The sequence below is a fragment of the Halomonas mongoliensis genome (assembly GCF_052496345.1).
In genome coordinates this window covers 762,225-776,334 of the sequence record NZ_CP199288.1, presented here as the reverse complement: position 1 = coordinate 776,334, position 14,110 = coordinate 762,225, and the positions used below count along the sequence as shown (strand labels likewise).

Sequence of the window (14,110 nt, the reverse complement as noted above, 5' to 3'; positions counted from 1 at the left end):
AACGGGAGGCCGTGCCGAAGGGGGCGCGATCACTGCGCAGGGTTGAGCCGCGGGTGGGTCTCCTCGCCCCAGACCATGACCAGGGCGCCCGAGAGGAACATGGCGACGGCCACGAACCAGAAGCCGGCGGTGACGGCGCCGGTAAGGTGGGCCACCAGGCCGAAGGCCAGGGCGCCGATGCCGTAGCCCAGGTCGCGCCAGAAGCGGTAGATGCCGATGGCGGAGCTGCGCCAGCTGGGGTGGGAGATATCCGCCACCGCCGCGCTCAGGTTGGGGTAGAGCAGCGCCATGCCAAAGCCGGTGACGGCGGCCGAGAAGGACCACCAGACCACGCCGCTGCCCAGCAGCGTCAGGGCCACGCCGCCGCCGCAGAGCCACATGCCCCAGACGATGGGCCGGAGGCGGCCGATATTGTCCGAGAGCCGCCCGGTCACGAACTGGGAACCGCCCCATGTGAAGCCGTAGATCCCCACGATCCAGCCTATGGCACCGAGCCCGAGCCCCTGCTGGTAGAGGAACACCGGATAGAAGACCCACACCAGGGCGTCGACGAACTTCTCTACCAGACCCGCCTGGCAGAAGGCCGCCATGCGCCGATCCCTCCAGCTCATCAGCGCGAACATCTCGCCGGTGGTGGGGGTGTCCGAGACCAGACGCGAGATCCTGGCCCTCGGCCCATTGTGGTGGCCGCTGGCGTGGCGTGCGCTCTCAGCCCTGGCCCAGGCGTGGGTCTCGCGGATCGAGGTCAGGGTCAGCGCGATGGCGAGTGCGATCACCGCGGCACCGAACACGAAGAGCCCTAGCCGCGGACCGAGCCCCATGGCCAGATAGCCGGTGACGATCCCTGCCACGGCCACCCCCACATAGCCCGAAAACTCGTTCATGCCCATGGTGAAGCCGCGCTCGTCGGCCCGGGTGATATCCATCTTGGCGGTCTGGGTCATCGACCAGCAGAGCCCCTGGTTGATGCCCAGCAGCACGGTGGCGGCGACGATCCAGCTCCAGGAGGGGGCGTACAGCACCATGAATGGGATCGGGATGGCCGATAGCCAGCCGAATAGTAGTACCTGCTTGCGCCCGATGCGTTCAGAGAGCCGCCCCGCTACGAAGTTCAGGGAGCCCTTCACGAAGCCGAAAGCCACCACGAAGGCGGTGAGCATCATGAAGGAGCCCTCGGCGACGCCGAACTCGGATTCCGCCAGTGCCGGCACCACGGTGCGCAGCATGCCGATGGTCAGGCCGACCAGAAAGACCTGGCCCAGCTGGTGGCTGAACTGATGCAGGTTCTCGCGGATACCGTGGCGGTAGTGCTCATGGGACGGAGCGGGGGATGTCATCGGGCCCTCGTATAATTATCATTCAATAGATTGATTGAATGATGGTAATGGAAGCCGCACCCTGTCAAGGGGCACAATGGGCGCCTGGCAGGCAGGAGAGCGTAGATGACCGATCAACAGCAGCTACTGGATATCCTGGCTCAGGTCGCCCGCGCCCTGGGCAACGGCCACCGCCTGGCACTGCTCGAGCGCCTGGCCCAGGGCGAGGCGCCGGTGGAGACCCTGGCCGCTACCGCCGGGCTCACGGTGGGCAACGCCTCCCAGCACCTGCAGCAGCTGCGCCGTGCGGGGCTTGTTACCGCGACCCGGGCCGGCAAGCAGATGATCTACCGGCTCACCGACGAGCGGATCGTCACCCTGATGGGGCTGCTTCGGGAGGTGGCCGAGACTAATCTGGCGGAGATGGAACGCCTGGTGGGCCGGCTCTTCGCCGATGACGATGCGGACGGGGCCCTGGAGGCGGTCTCCCGGGAGGCGCTGCTGGCAGGGCTTGCAGAGGGCCGGGTGGCGCTTCTGGACGTGCGGCCCGAGGACGAGTTCGCCGCCGGCCACCTGCCCGAGGCGATCAACATCCCCTTGGCGCAGCTGGATGCGATGCTGGAGCGGCTGCCACGGGACCGGGAGATCGTCGCCTACTGCCGCGGGCCCTACTGTGCGCTCTCCCACGAGGCGGTGCAGCGGCTGCGGCAGCTGGGCTACCCGGTGCGCCGCTTCGAAGAGGGCTTTCCGGAGTGGAAGGCGGCGGGGCTGCCGGTGGTATAGGGGGTGGCTTTGCCAACGAGAACGGCCACCGCGGCAACAAGTTGCCGGGTGGCCGTCATGGAGTCGGTGGCGCCCCCTTCAGGATTCGAACCTGAGACCTTCCCCTTAGGAGGGGGACGCTCTATCCAGCTGAGCTAAGGGGGCAGCGCGGGGCGCATTATAGGGAAAGTCGGCGCTGAGATAAACCGCAGGCGTCGAGGAGCGGGGCTGCGTAACCTTGCCGCACCGTTGGCCTCGGCCGTTCGTTGCCAGCCCCGGCAAGCGTATAGTAGGCCCCGCTTCATTTTCCTGTCCCGGACCTCCCCATGCTCAAGCGCCTGCTTCCCCTGTTGATTCTCGCCCTCGGCATCGCCGGTTTCATGGCCCTGCGCCTGACCCGCCCCGAGCCGCCCCCGGCCCAGCCCGAGGAGCGCAGTTGGCGTGTGGAGGCCATGGCGGTGGCCCCCGCCGAGCGGGTGCCGGTGCTGCCGCTCTTCGGCGAGCTGGTGGCACCGGAGCGGGTGCGCCTGGTGGCGCCTGTCGCCGCCCGGGTCGCCGAGCGCCCGGTGCGCGATGGCCAGCGGGTGGAGGCGGGCGAGCTGCTGGTGGCCCTGGATGACGCCGACCTGCTGCCGCCGCTCCATCAGGCCGAGGCGGAGGTGGCCGACCTGGAGGCCCAGGTGGAGAACGAGCGCATCCGCCACGCCAACGACCGCACCGCCCTGGCCCGGGAAAGGGAGATCCTGGCCAGTGCCAACCGCCAGCTGGAGCGCAACAGCTCCCTGGCCCAGCGCAACCTGGCCTCCCAGACCGACCTGGATAACGCCCGGGACGCGGTGGCCCGGGCCCAGCTCAGCGTGACCACCAGGGAGAGCGCGGTGGCCGAGCATCCGTCGCGGCTGGCCAGCCTGGAGGCGCGGCTGGCCCGCGCCCGTGCCGCCCTGGCCAGCGCCCGGCGTGACGCCGAGCGGGGCCGGGTGGTGGCGCCCTTCGACGGGGTGGTCAGCGAGGTGCAGGTGGCGCCGGGGGACCAGGTGGCGGCCCGGGCGGCGCTGCTTTCGCTCTACCCGGTGGAGGGGCTGGAGCTGCGCGCCCGGGTGCCGAGCCGCTTCCAGAACGAGCTCGCCGAGAGCCTGGCCCGGGGCGAGGCCCTGTCAGCCGTGGCCGAGGAGGGGGGGCAGCGCTTCTTGCTGTCGCGGCTGGCCGGCGACAGCGACCCTTCCGGCACCGAGGCGATCCTGACCCTTGAGGGGGAGGCCGGCGGGCTGCGCCCCGGGGCCCTGGTGGCGGTGCTGCTCAGGCGCCCCACGGTGGCCGATGCCCTGGCGGTGCCCTTCAGCGCCCTGCACGGCAGCGACCTGCTCTATCGCATCGATGAGGCGTCGCGGCTGGAGCGAGCGCGGGTGGAGCGGCTGGGCGAGACCCTGGGGCCCGACGGCGAGCGCTGGCTGCTGGTGCGTGCGCCGGGCCTCGCCGAGGGGGATAGGGTGATCGCCACTCACCTGCCCAACGCCATGCAGGGGCTCAGAGTCGAGGTCGCTGAAGAGATGGCCGAGGAGCCGACCCCATGAGGCGGCGCGGCGGGGTGATCGGCTTCTTCGTCCACCACAAGGTGGCCGCCAACCTGGTGATGCTGGTGATGCTGCTGGCGGGGGCGCTTGGCATCGCGCGCATGAACATCCAGTTCTTCCCCACCTTCGCCCTGGACGTGGTCAGCGTGCGGGTGGTGTGGTCCGGGGCCTCCGCGGAGGATATCGAGCAGGGCATCACCAACCCCCTGGAGCAGCGCCTGCGCAGCCTCGACGGCCTCAAGCGCATGACCTCCACCTCCGCCCAGGGCATCGCCAATATCACCCTGGAGTTCCAGGAGGGCTCGGACCCGGTGCTGGCCCTGGACGACGTGCGCCAGCAGGTGGACAGCTTTACCAACCTGCCGGCGGACGCCGAGGCCCCGGAGGTGTCGCGGCTGGCCCGCTACGAGCCGGTGGCCCGGCTGCTGGTCCACGGCGACCTGGCCCCGGCGGAGCTGCGCCAGCTGGCCCAGCGGTTCGAGGACGAGCTGCTGCTGGCCGGCATCGACCGGGTGGAGATCACCGGTCTGCCGGCCCAGCAGATCAGCATCGAGGTGCCGGCGGAGCGCCTCCAGGGCCTGGGGCTCTCCCTCGGCGATATCGCCGCCCGGGTGGAGGGGATGTCCCGTGACCTGCCGGCGGGGCTGCTGGGCCAGCGCGATAGCGCCCGGGAGCTGCGCTCCCTCGAGCAGCGTCGCGATGCGCTGGGCTTCGAGAGCCTGCCGATCCTCAGCGGCGACCGGGTGCAGCTGCGCCTGGGCGATATCGCGGTGATCCGCCAGGAGCCCCGGGAGGGGCAGGTGGAGCTCGCCTACCGCGGCCAGCCGGCGGCGGAGCTGATCCTGCAGCGCGCCGAGGCGGGTAACTCCCTGGCCGCGGCCCGGGTGCTGGCGGGCTGGGTGGAGGAGACCCGGCCGACCCTGCCGCCGGGGGTGGAGATGGAGGTCTACGACGAGTCCTGGCAGCTGATCGACGACCGCATCTCGCTGCTGCTGGTCAACGGCGCCAGCGGCCTGCTGCTGGTGGTGATCCTGCTCTACTTCTTCCTGCCGGCCCGGGTGGCGCTGTGGGTGGCCATCGGCATTCCCACCGCCTTCATGGCGGCCCTGGGCGTGTTCTGGGGCATCGGTGGCTCCATCAACATGATGTCGCTGTTCGCGCTGATCATGGCGCTGGGGGTGATCGTCGATGACGCCATCGTGGTGGGGGAGGACGCCGACGCCCACTACCGGGCCGGGGAAGCGCCGCGCCACGCCTCGGCGGGGGCGGCCCGACGCATGCTGTGGCCGGTGGTGGCCTCGTCGCTGACCACGGTGGCGGCCTTCATGCCGCTCCTGATGGTGGGTGGGGTGATCGGCAACATCCTCGGCGATATCCCGGTGATCATGATCTGCGTGCTGATCGCCTCGCTGCTGGAGTGCTTCGTGGTGCTGCCGGCCCACCTGCGCAACGCCTTCGTGCCGAGCGGGAAGGGGAAGTCCGGCCAGGAGCAGGCGCAGCGCCCGCGCGGCATCTCCCGGCTGCGTGAGGGCTTCGAGGCGCGCTTCGATGCCTTCCGTCAGGGCCCCTTCCGGCGCTTCTCGGCGCTGACCCTGCGCCATCGCGGCGCCACCGTGGCCGCGGCCCTGGCCGTGACCCTGGTCACTGCGGGGCTGCTGGCCGGCGGGCGCATGGGCTTCAACTTCTTCCCGGCGCCGGAGTCCAGCGTGGTCTACGCCAACGCCGGCTTCGTGGCCGGCACCGACCGCGCCCGGGTGGCCGACTTCATCGACCACCTGCAGGCGACCCTGGAGGAGACCGACGAGGCGCTGGGGGGCGGCCTGGTCCGGGTGGCGGTATCGCGCTACGGCACCACCCTGGAGGGGGGCTCCCCCGGGCGCACCGCCGATGACGTGGGCTCGCTGATGATCGAACTGATCTCGCCGGATCACCGGGAGGTGCGCAACGCCGCCTTTATCCGCGCCTGGCGGGAGCGAATCCGGGAGCCGGCGGGGCTGGAGTCGCTCAATATCAACGAGCGCGCCGCCGGCCCGCCCGGGCGCGACGTCAACGTGCGCCTGACCGGAGAGGATGCGCTGTCGCTGCGCCTGGCCGCCGATACCCTGGCCCAGGCCATGGCGGGGCTGCCCGGAGTGCTCGATACCGAGGATGACATGCCCTGGGGTCGCGAGCAGCTGGTCTATCGGGTCAACGCCTATGGCGAGGCCCTGGGCCTGACCACCGCCGAGCTGGGGCGCCAGCTGCGCACCGCCTTCGACGGCCAGATCGTGCAGATTCACCAGGCCGGGGCCGACGAGATCGAGGTGCGGGTGCAGCTGCCCCGGGCGCAGCGCGAGCGGCTGGCCACCCTGGAGTCTCTGGCGGTGAGCCTCCCCGATGGCCGCCAGGTGCCGCTGGCCCAGGTGATGGCCCTGGACCACCGCCAGGGCTTCGAGGCGCTGCGCCACGCCGATGGCCAGCTGGCGGTGGAGGTCACCGCCGAGCTCGACACCTCGGTGACCTCGGCGGAGCAGGTGCTGGAGAGCCTCTCTGCCGAGCTGCTGCCCTCCCTGGCCCGGGAGCACCACCTGCACTACAGCTTCGAGGGGCGCGCCGCCGACCAGCGCGAGACCCTGGCCGACATGCGCCTGGGCCTGATGGTGGGGGTGGCGCTGATGTACGGGGTGCTGACCTGGGTGTTCGCTTCCTGGAGCCTGCCGCTGATCGTCATGGCGATCATCCCCTTCTCCCTGGTGGGAGCGCTGCTGGGCCACTGGGCCCTGGGCATCGACCTGACGATTCTCTCGCTGTTCGGCCTCTTCGGGCTCTCCGGCATCGTGGTCAACAACGCTATCATCCTGGTGAGCTTCTATCGGGAGCAGCGTGAGCGAGGACTCGCCATCGACGAGGCGCTCAACGAGGCGGTGGTGCAGCGGGTGAGGGCGGTGCTGCTCACCTCCCTGACCACCATCGGCGGGCTTCTGCCGCTGCTCTTCGAGACCTCTCTGCAGGCGCAGTTCCTGATTCCCATGGCCACCTCCATCGCCTTTGGCCTCGGCGGCTCCACCTTCCTGGTGCTGCTGGTCACCCCGGCGCTGCTCTCCTGGCTGGAGCACGGCCGGGAGCGGCTGGCTCGGCGGCGGGCCGTGACAGCCTCGGGTGCGGAGGGCTAGGCTGGAGCCTCGGCCAGCCAAGCGCAGGAGAGGAGGCAGACCATGGACGTTGGCGACTATCGGGCCCATGACGCCCTGGGTCTGGCGGCGCTGATTCGCGCCGGCGAGGTGAGCCGGGAAGAGGTGTTTGCTGCCGCCTGCGCGGCGATCGAGGCGGATAACCCCGCCCTCGGGGCGGTGGTGCGCACCCGCTTCGAGCGCGCCGCCGAGGAGGCGCGCGCCCTGGACGCCGGCGCCCCCTTCGCCGGGGTGCCCACCCTGACCAAGGACCTGCTGATGGCCATCGGCGGCGAGCCGCTGGCCTTCGGCAGCGCGGCAATGGCCGAGTGGCGTGCCCCCGAGGACTCGAGCCTGGTCCGGCGCGTTCGCGAGGCCGGCTTCGCGATTCTCGGCCAGACCGCCACCCCGGAGCTGGGGCTGATGGGCATCACCGAGCCGAAGGCCTTTCCCCATCCGGTCAACCCCTGGGCGCCGACCCACTCCCCGGGGGGCTCCAGCGGCGGGTCGGCCGCGGCGGTGGCCGGAGGCCTGGTGCCCCTGGCCCTGGCCGGCGACGGCGGCGGCTCCATCCGCATCCCCGCGAGCCACTGCGGCCTCTTCGGCCTCAAGCCCTCCCGGGGCAGGGTGCCCCTGGGCCCCATGTTCGGCGAGGTATGGCAGGGGGCGGTGGTGGAGCACGCCCTGACCCGCAGCGTGCGCGACAGCGCCGCCCTGCTCGACGTCACCAACGGCATGGACGAGGGGAGCCCCTGGCCGCTGCCCCGGGAGGCGGGCTTCCTGGCGGCGCTGGAGCGCCCGCCCGAGGGGCTGCGGGTGGCGGTCTCCCTGGGCGAGCCCCTGGGGGCGCCCCTGGGCACCCGCCTGGACCCCGAGGTGCGCCGCGCCGTGGAGCAGGCCGCCGCGCGCCTGGAGGGGCTGGGCCATCATGTGGAGTGGGCCGACCCGCCGGTAGACGGCGAGGCCCTGGCCGACAGCTACCTCACCCTCTACCTCGGCCACCTGGCGGCGGATCTCGCCTGGATCAGCGAGCAGACCGGCGTGCCGGTCTCCCGGCTCGCCCTGGAGCCCTCTACGCGCGCCATCGGCCGCCTAGGGCGCTGCCTGCCGGCCCGGGACTACGAGAGCGCCAAGCGCTACTGGAACCGGGCGGCCCGGGAGATGGCGGCCTTCCATCGCCGCTTCGATATGCTCCTGATGCCGGTGGCCGCCACCCCGGCCCCCCGACGCGGTGAGCTCTACCCCTCGGCGGCTCGGGAGCGGCTGATGTCTCTGCTGGCCATTCCCGGCAGCGCCCACCTGGCGCTCAGGGCGGGGATGCTCAAGCGCCTGGCGGCGGACTCGCTGCGCCGCACTCCCTACACCCAGCTGGCAAACCTCACCGGCCAGCCGGCCATGTCGCTGCCGCTGCATATCACCCCCGAGGGGCTGCCGGTGGGCGTCCAGATGCTCGGCCCCATGGGCGACGAGAAGCGCCTGCTGGCCCTGGCCGCCCGGCTCGAGGCCGAGGTGGCCTGGGGCCGCCATCTGCCCCGGGTGTAAGACTCGCGCCCCGAGCCACGGCCCTGAATCTCAAGAAGCCTGCTGGAAGAAGGCCTGATTGGCGCGCAGCAGCCGGGCGGTGTGCCGGCTCTGGCGGGCCAGCGCCACCTGCTGGCGGTATGCCAGGGTGCGGGCCAGCCGCTCCAGGGCGGCGGCGGCCTCCTGCGGGCTCTGACGCAGCCGCCCCAGCCGCCGCAGGCTGGCCGCCAGGCGGCGGCGGGTAGCCGCGTCGGCCTGCTCGCCATGGTGCTGCAGTGCCTGCAGGGTCTCCCCCAGGGTCAGTGCGGCCAGGCTGCCGTCCACCACGCGCTGGGTGGCGTCCCCCCGGCGGTGGGACCAGTGCACCAGCTGCATCACCCGGTGGTAGAGGCGCGCCTCCCAGACGGCGGCCCGCTCGGGGGTTCCCTGGCGGGCCAGGGCCTCCAGCTCGTTGAGCATCATCGCCTCGAGGCGGCGCTGGCGGTGCCGGGCGCTGGTGGGAAAGATCAGCCGGAAGGCGATCAGGGCGAGCAGGGGGCCGGCCACCACGGCCAGGGCCACCGCGAGGGAGTGGGAGAAGGTGCCCACCAGGGGCAGGGTGGGCTGGGAGAGCAGCAGCAGGACCATCACATAGTCCACGGTGCCGTTCTGGGTTCGCCGGTGGGCGAAGGGGATCACCGTGACCAGGATGAAGGGCGCCAGCAGGGCGATCAGCTGCCACTCCGCGTCGGCCAGGGGCCACAAGAGCCAGCGTACCGTCAGGGCCAGCAGGGCGGCGATGGCCTGCCAGAGCAGCACATGGCGCATCATCCAGGCCGGGTTCTCCAGGGTGGAGAAGAGGGTCACCATCACCGCGGTGCCGAGCATGACGTAGGCGCCGGCGGGCCAGCCGGTGGCCGCCCAGGTGAGGCCCACCACCAGCAGCACGCCGGTGGTGCGCAGCATGGCATGGCGGGCGTGTACCCAGTCGCGATGGCGCAGCAGGCCCGGGCGGTTGCCCTGGCGCCGGGCGCGTCCGGTGTCGCGAAAGCGCTGGCGCGCCAGGAGGGCGTCGCCCAGGCGCTCGAGCACCTGGGCCAGCGCCGGGTCGTCGGGGCCGGCCAGGGCCTGGGCCCGCTGCAGGTGTCCGGCGACCTCGGGCAGGGGCGCGGCGCGATCCATGGCCAGGGCCGCGGCATGGACGGCCCGCTCCACGGCGGGGGAGATCGTGAGGCCCTTGCCGCGGCGCCGCATCCAGAGCAGAGCTGCGGTGAGGGCCGCGAGGATGGTGCGCTGAGTGCGCGCCGAGTGACGGGCCCGACGGGAGCCGGCGGCGCTGGGCTCCAGCTGCGCTTCCAGCAGGGCGATGTCCACCAGCAGATCGCTGGGCGCCTGGGCGCCCGGGTGGCGGCGGCTGCCCAGCTGTGCTGCCAGCTGGTGCAGCACTCGGGTGGTGCAGCGCCGCCCCTGCTCCTCGAGCTCGCTGCGTCTGGCCCCGGGGGTGAACAGCAGCCCCACCAGCAGCGCCATGACCACTCCCACCAGCACGGTGAGCAGGCGGTCGGCGCCCAGGGCCAGGGTGCCCAGGGAGTCGGCGCTGCCGAGCAGGGCCACCATGGCGGCAGAGTAGCCGGAGAGCAGGGCGCCGTAGGAGAGCAGGCTGTAGAGGGCGTTGCCGGCCCCGGCGCAGAGCCCCACCCAGAGGGCCAGGCCGATGACCAGCCACGGCAGGCTGTCGCTGGCGACCATCAGCAGCAGGAGTCCGACCGCCGTGCCCACCAGGGTGCCGGCCATGCGGTAGAGGCTCTTCTCGACCATCAGCTCCCGCACCGGCTGGGAGGCGGCCCAGACGGTCATGGCCGACCACTGGGGGTGCTCGAGCCCCAGCGACCAGGCGACGACCAGCGCCAGACAGGAGGCCAGGGCGGTGCGCAGCCCGAAGCGCAGCCGCTCGATATCGAAGCCCTTGCCGGCAAGCCAGGCGGTGGTCAGCATGCAGAAACCTCGGAAGGGAAGACAGTTAGCCGGCTAGTCTATGGGGCGCCGCCACTCCTGGCCATGAGCTGTATGCCGCTTCCGGGTAGAATGGTGCCACTTTTTCTTCAGGCAGCCCCCATGACCGCACCCGCTTCTTCGCTCTCCGCCCACGGCGATCGCCACTTCGACGGCCTGGCCGACAAGTTCGCCGCCAGCCTCTACGGCGGCGTGCGGGGTGAGCTGCGCCTGGCGCTGCTCGACCAGCTGCTGCCGGAGATGCTCGAGCTTCACGGCCAGCCGCTGCTCGACGTGGGCGGCGGCCTGGGGCAGCTGGCGGGCTGGTTCGCCGAGCGCGGCCACGTCGTGACCCTGGCCGAGCCCTCCGGCGAGATGCTGGCCCGGGCTGGAGAGTTCCTGGCGGGGCAAGAGGTCCGCCTGATCCAGGCCCCGCTTCAGGCGCTGCCCGAGCAGGCGCCGGGCCCCTGGTCGCTGATCGCCTGCCATGCGGTGCTGGAGTGGCTGGGCGATCCGCGCGCGGCCCTCGCTACCCTGGCGGGCCTGCTGGCCCCCGGCGGGCAGCTCTCGCTGATGGTCTTCAACCGCGACGCCCTGCGCTTCTCCAACGTGGTGAAGGGCAACCTGGAAAAGGCCCTGGCCGATCGTCTGGAGGGCAGGGGTGAGCGCCTGCGCCTGACGCCGATCTCGCCGCTGACCCATGCCCAGGTCGAGGCCTGGAGCGCCGAGTGCGGGCTTGCGATCCGCGGGGTGGCCGGCATCCGCATCTTCAACGACTACCTGCGCCAGCCGCCGCAGAGCGACGCCGACCGCGAGGCGCTGCTGGCCCTGGAGCGCCGCTACTGCCGGGTCGACCCCCACTGGCGCCTGGGGCGCTACCTGCTCTACACCCTGGTGCGCCCCGCCACCTCTCCCGAGACCCGGCCCCCTTTGCCAGACACAGACAAGGAGTCCCAAGCGTGACCCACGAGACTTCGGCGCCCGCTCCAGGCGCTGCCCAGACGCCCACCTGCCAGCTGCTGGCACGCCAGGCGGCCGACTACCGCGGCTGGTGGTGGGTGGCCCCGCCCCGGGACCCCTGGCTGGAGTCGGGGCAGGGCGTGGCCATCAGCGCCGATCTGGCGGTGCGCGCGGCCTGGCAGGCCGCCGGGCGTCCCGCGCACTCTCCCTTCGAACCTCTGCCCCTCGACCCCCAGCCGGCCGGCGATGAAGAGGCGCCGAAGGGGGCCGTGCTGTTCTGGCCCAAGAGCCATGCCCTGGGGGAGTGGTGGCTGCTGTGGCTCTGCGCGACCCTGCCCGAGGGCACGCCGCTGCAGCTGGTGGGGGAGAATCAGGGGGGCATCAAACGGGTGCTCAAGGTGCTGGCGGCGCTGGGGCTCGGCTGTCGCAAGCTCGACAGCGCCCGGCGCTGCTCGCTCTTCGAAACGCGGCTGGGCCCCGTGGGGATCGACCCGGACGCGGCCTGGACGGCCTTCGAAGTCGAGCCGGACGGCGTGCGCCTGCTTCTGGCCAGCCATCCCGGGGTCTTCGGCCACGGCAAGCTCGACGATGGCACCCGGCTGCTGCTGGAGACCCTGCGCGGGGCGCTGCCGCCGGGTGAGGGGAGGGCGTCGGGCGATGGTCCTGGTGAAGGTCTCGGCGCTGTTTTCGGCGATGTTTTAGATATGGGCTGCGGCGACGGCATCCTGGCCGCCTGGCTGGCGCGCCGCGGGGCGGCGGTCACGGCGGTGGACGTCAACGCCTTCGCGGTGGAGGCGACCCGGCGGACCCTGGCGGCCAACGGCTTGGCCGGCGAGGCTTTGTCTGGAGAAGTCCTGTCTGGAGAAACGCTGGAAAGCGACGTCTACTCGGCGCTGGCGGGGCGCACCTTTGATACCATCGTCAGCAACCCGCCCTTCCACCAGGAGCGGGCCATCGACTATGGCCCCGCGGCGCGGCTGATCCTCGAGGCGCCGGCGCACCTCAGGCCCGGCGGCCAGCTGCTCCTGGTGGCCAACGCCTTCCTGCCCTATCCGGATCTGCTGGAGCGCGCTTTCGGCGGCTTCGAGATCCTCGCCGACGACCGCCGCTTCCGGGTCTACCGGGCTATTTCCCCGGATTGCGATAGTCGATCTCGGTGATCACGTAGGTGGTCTCCCCGCCCGGTGCGGCCACCGTCACCTCCTCGTCCAGGGGCTTGCCGAGCAGCGCCTTGGCCAGGGGCGAGTCGACGCTGACCCAGTGCTTCGTCGGCTCGATCTCGTCGTGTCCGACGATGCGTATTCTCATCTCCTCGCCGTCCTCGTCCTCCAGGGTCACGAAGGCGCCGAAGTATACCTTTCCGGTGTCCGCCGGCAGGCGATCCACCACCGTCAGCTCGTCGAGCCTCTTGGTCAGGTATCGGATCCGGGCGATCACCCGGTTGAGCTCCTTCTTGTTGTAGGTGTAGTCGGCGTTCTCCGAACGGTCGCCCAGGGCGGCGGCCTCGCCCACCTTGGCGGAGAGCGCCGGGCGCTTGACCCGGGTGAGGTGGTCGAGGATGCCGCGCAGCCGCTCGGCGCCCTCGGCGGTGATCAGGTGGCTCTTGGGTTCCTGGCGCGGGTCCTTGGCCGGGTCGCGCCAGCGGGTCATGTTGCGGCCTTTCATGCTGTCTCCGGTGTAGAAGGCAAGAGTGAAAACTTGCTCGATACTGCCCTGACTTTCGAATGAGGAAATTTTATTTCTTCGTTTGATTATCGTTTAACCAGGTGTGGTTTGTCTTCCGGTTGGCTGTGCCCAAGCAAATTAAGCATCTTGTTTCCATCATTTTTTCTGGGTGTGGATTGAGCTAAGTCATATTGACTAGGAAAGGGTGACGAAATAGCCTACCCCATATAAAAACTTGAGTACTTCTATCAGCCTTTCTGCTGAGAGGCGCGTAGTGCGTAACCATTATGCGCACTACAGAGGTTGGTATGGGTAAGGTTGGTATGGGTAAGCCGGGAAACAAGGAGGGGGTATGCGTTCCAAAAGGTTTGGATCCCTGATCAGCTGGATGATCGGGGCCTATGCGGTTGTGGCACTGCCCGCGGTGGCGGGGGATGGTCGTGGGCTCAGCTTTCCGGATATTGTGGTACAGCCAGCCGAGCTGAGTACTACTTACCTGCGCACAGGGCAGGATCAGCCCCTGCAGAACCTGCGTAGTGTCACTCCCGGCTCGCCAATGGAAGAGGTGATCGGCCTTCTGGGGCAGCCCTACCAGCGCACCATCCAGGGTGAAACGCGCTACTGGGACTACAACGTCAACTTCCCGATTGCCAATGACGACAGCCTGCTGGTTTGCCAGTACAAGGTGGTGATCGGCGGGGATGGCAAGGTCGCTTCTACCCACTGGCGCCGCCATACCTGTGAAGGCATGTACCAGGCGGCCATCGCCGCACTACCCGAGCAGAAGGTCGAGGTACTGACCCTATCAGCCGACGTGCTGTTCGCCTTCGACGAGCATGAGCTTACGGCCGAGGGGCGACAGAGTCTGAATCGCGTGGCTCAGCAGCTCGGGGCCTCCTACCAGAATCCGGTGATCACCCTGGTAGGGCATACCGATCGTATTGGCCCTTCCGACTACAACATGACGCTCTCCCGGCAGCGAGCCGATGCTGTGCGCCATTATTTCACTGAGCTTGGCTTGCCAAGCGCCTCCATGGTGGCCGAGGGGCGCGGTGATACTGAGCCGGTTGTCTTCTGCCAGGAAGCCGGTAGCAGCGAGCTTGTGAAATGTCTGCAGCCCAACCGGCGGGTGGACATCGAGGTTTTCGAGCGACTGGAACAGCCCCATCGCATGTAAATGACAAGGACAGGCGCC

Annotated in this window: 10 protein-coding genes and 1 tRNA gene; 7 read left to right on the top strand and 4 right to left on the bottom strand. The window is 70.4% G+C overall.

Annotated elements, in window-relative coordinates; all coding sequences use genetic code 11:
• Window positions 1-29: 29 nt before the first annotated feature.
• Window positions 30-1,337 carry an MFS transporter gene (locus ACRYRV_RS03575; protein ID WP_444985946.1) on the bottom strand — a complete coding sequence of 436 codons (1,308 nt, stop codon included), beginning with the start codon at window positions 1,335-1,337 and terminating at the stop codon, window positions 30-32.
• 105 nt (window positions 1,338-1,442) lie between these two features.
• Here ACRYRV_RS03575 and ACRYRV_RS03570 point away from each other — a divergent pair, with 105 nt between their 5' ends.
• Window positions 1,443-2,099 carry an ArsR/SmtB family transcription factor gene (locus tag ACRYRV_RS03570; protein WP_253450196.1) on the top strand — a complete coding sequence of 219 codons (657 nt, stop codon included), beginning with the start codon at window positions 1,443-1,445 and terminating at the stop codon, window positions 2,097-2,099.
• A gap of 67 nt (window positions 2,100-2,166) precedes the next feature.
• Here the strand turns inward: ACRYRV_RS03570 and ACRYRV_RS03565 are convergent.
• Window positions 2,167-2,243 (bottom strand) — tRNA-Arg (locus ACRYRV_RS03565).
• Window positions 2,244-2,404: 161 nt separating this feature from the next.
• On the opposite strand from ACRYRV_RS03565, the gene ACRYRV_RS03560 reads away from it, so the two are divergent.
• Genes ACRYRV_RS03560 through ACRYRV_RS03550 form a run of 3 tightly spaced genes read left to right on the top strand, consistent with a single transcriptional unit; the run spans window position 2,405 to window position 8,340 of the window.
• Window positions 2,405-3,649 carry an efflux RND transporter periplasmic adaptor subunit gene (locus ACRYRV_RS03560; protein WP_444985947.1) on the top strand — a complete coding sequence of 415 codons (1,245 nt, stop codon included), beginning with the start codon at window positions 2,405-2,407 and terminating at the stop codon, window positions 3,647-3,649.
• Window positions 3,646-6,801, top strand: a complete 3,156-nt coding sequence (locus ACRYRV_RS03555) for an efflux RND transporter permease subunit (protein ID WP_444985948.1) — start codon at window positions 3,646-3,648, stop codon at window positions 6,799-6,801. The genes ACRYRV_RS03560 and ACRYRV_RS03555 overlap by 4 nt, the downstream gene beginning before the upstream one ends.
• Window positions 6,802-6,843: 42 nt before the next feature.
• On the top strand, window positions 6,844-8,340 hold the full coding sequence (locus ACRYRV_RS03550) for an amidase (RefSeq protein WP_444985949.1): 1,497 nt from the start codon (window positions 6,844-6,846) through the stop codon (window positions 8,338-8,340).
• Window positions 8,341-8,370: 30 nt separating this feature from the next.
• Here ACRYRV_RS03550 and ACRYRV_RS03545 read toward each other — a convergent pair whose 3' ends face one another.
• Window positions 8,371-10,293 (bottom strand): FUSC family protein, encoded by a 1,923-nt coding sequence (locus tag ACRYRV_RS03545; RefSeq protein WP_444985950.1) that lies wholly within the window; start codon window positions 10,291-10,293, stop codon window positions 8,371-8,373.
• Window positions 10,294-10,413: 120 nt separating this feature from the next.
• Here ACRYRV_RS03545 and ACRYRV_RS03540 point away from each other — a divergent pair, with 120 nt between their 5' ends.
• A complete protein-coding gene (locus tag ACRYRV_RS03540; RefSeq protein ID WP_444985951.1) occupies window positions 10,414-11,253 on the top strand; it encodes a methyltransferase domain-containing protein in 840 nt (279 codons plus the stop codon).
• Window positions 11,250-12,410, top strand: coding sequence for a methyltransferase (locus ACRYRV_RS03535; protein WP_444985952.1), 1,161 nt, complete (start codon window positions 11,250-11,252; stop codon window positions 12,408-12,410). The genes ACRYRV_RS03540 and ACRYRV_RS03535 overlap by 4 nt, the downstream gene beginning before the upstream one ends.
• Here ACRYRV_RS03535 and greB read toward each other — a convergent pair.
• Window positions 12,376-12,915, bottom strand: a complete 540-nt coding sequence (greB, locus tag ACRYRV_RS03530; protein ID WP_444985953.1) for a transcription elongation factor GreB — start codon at window positions 12,913-12,915, stop codon at window positions 12,376-12,378. The genes ACRYRV_RS03535 and greB overlap by 35 nt on opposite strands.
• Window positions 12,916-13,267: 352 nt before the next feature.
• Here greB and ACRYRV_RS03525 point away from each other — a divergent pair, with 352 nt between their 5' ends.
• The gene (locus tag ACRYRV_RS03525; RefSeq protein WP_309636260.1) at window positions 13,268-14,092 is read left to right on the top strand and encodes an OmpA family protein; all 825 of its coding nucleotides are present in this window, start codon (window positions 13,268-13,270) and stop codon (window positions 14,090-14,092) included.
• Window positions 14,093-14,110 lie beyond the last annotated feature (18 nt).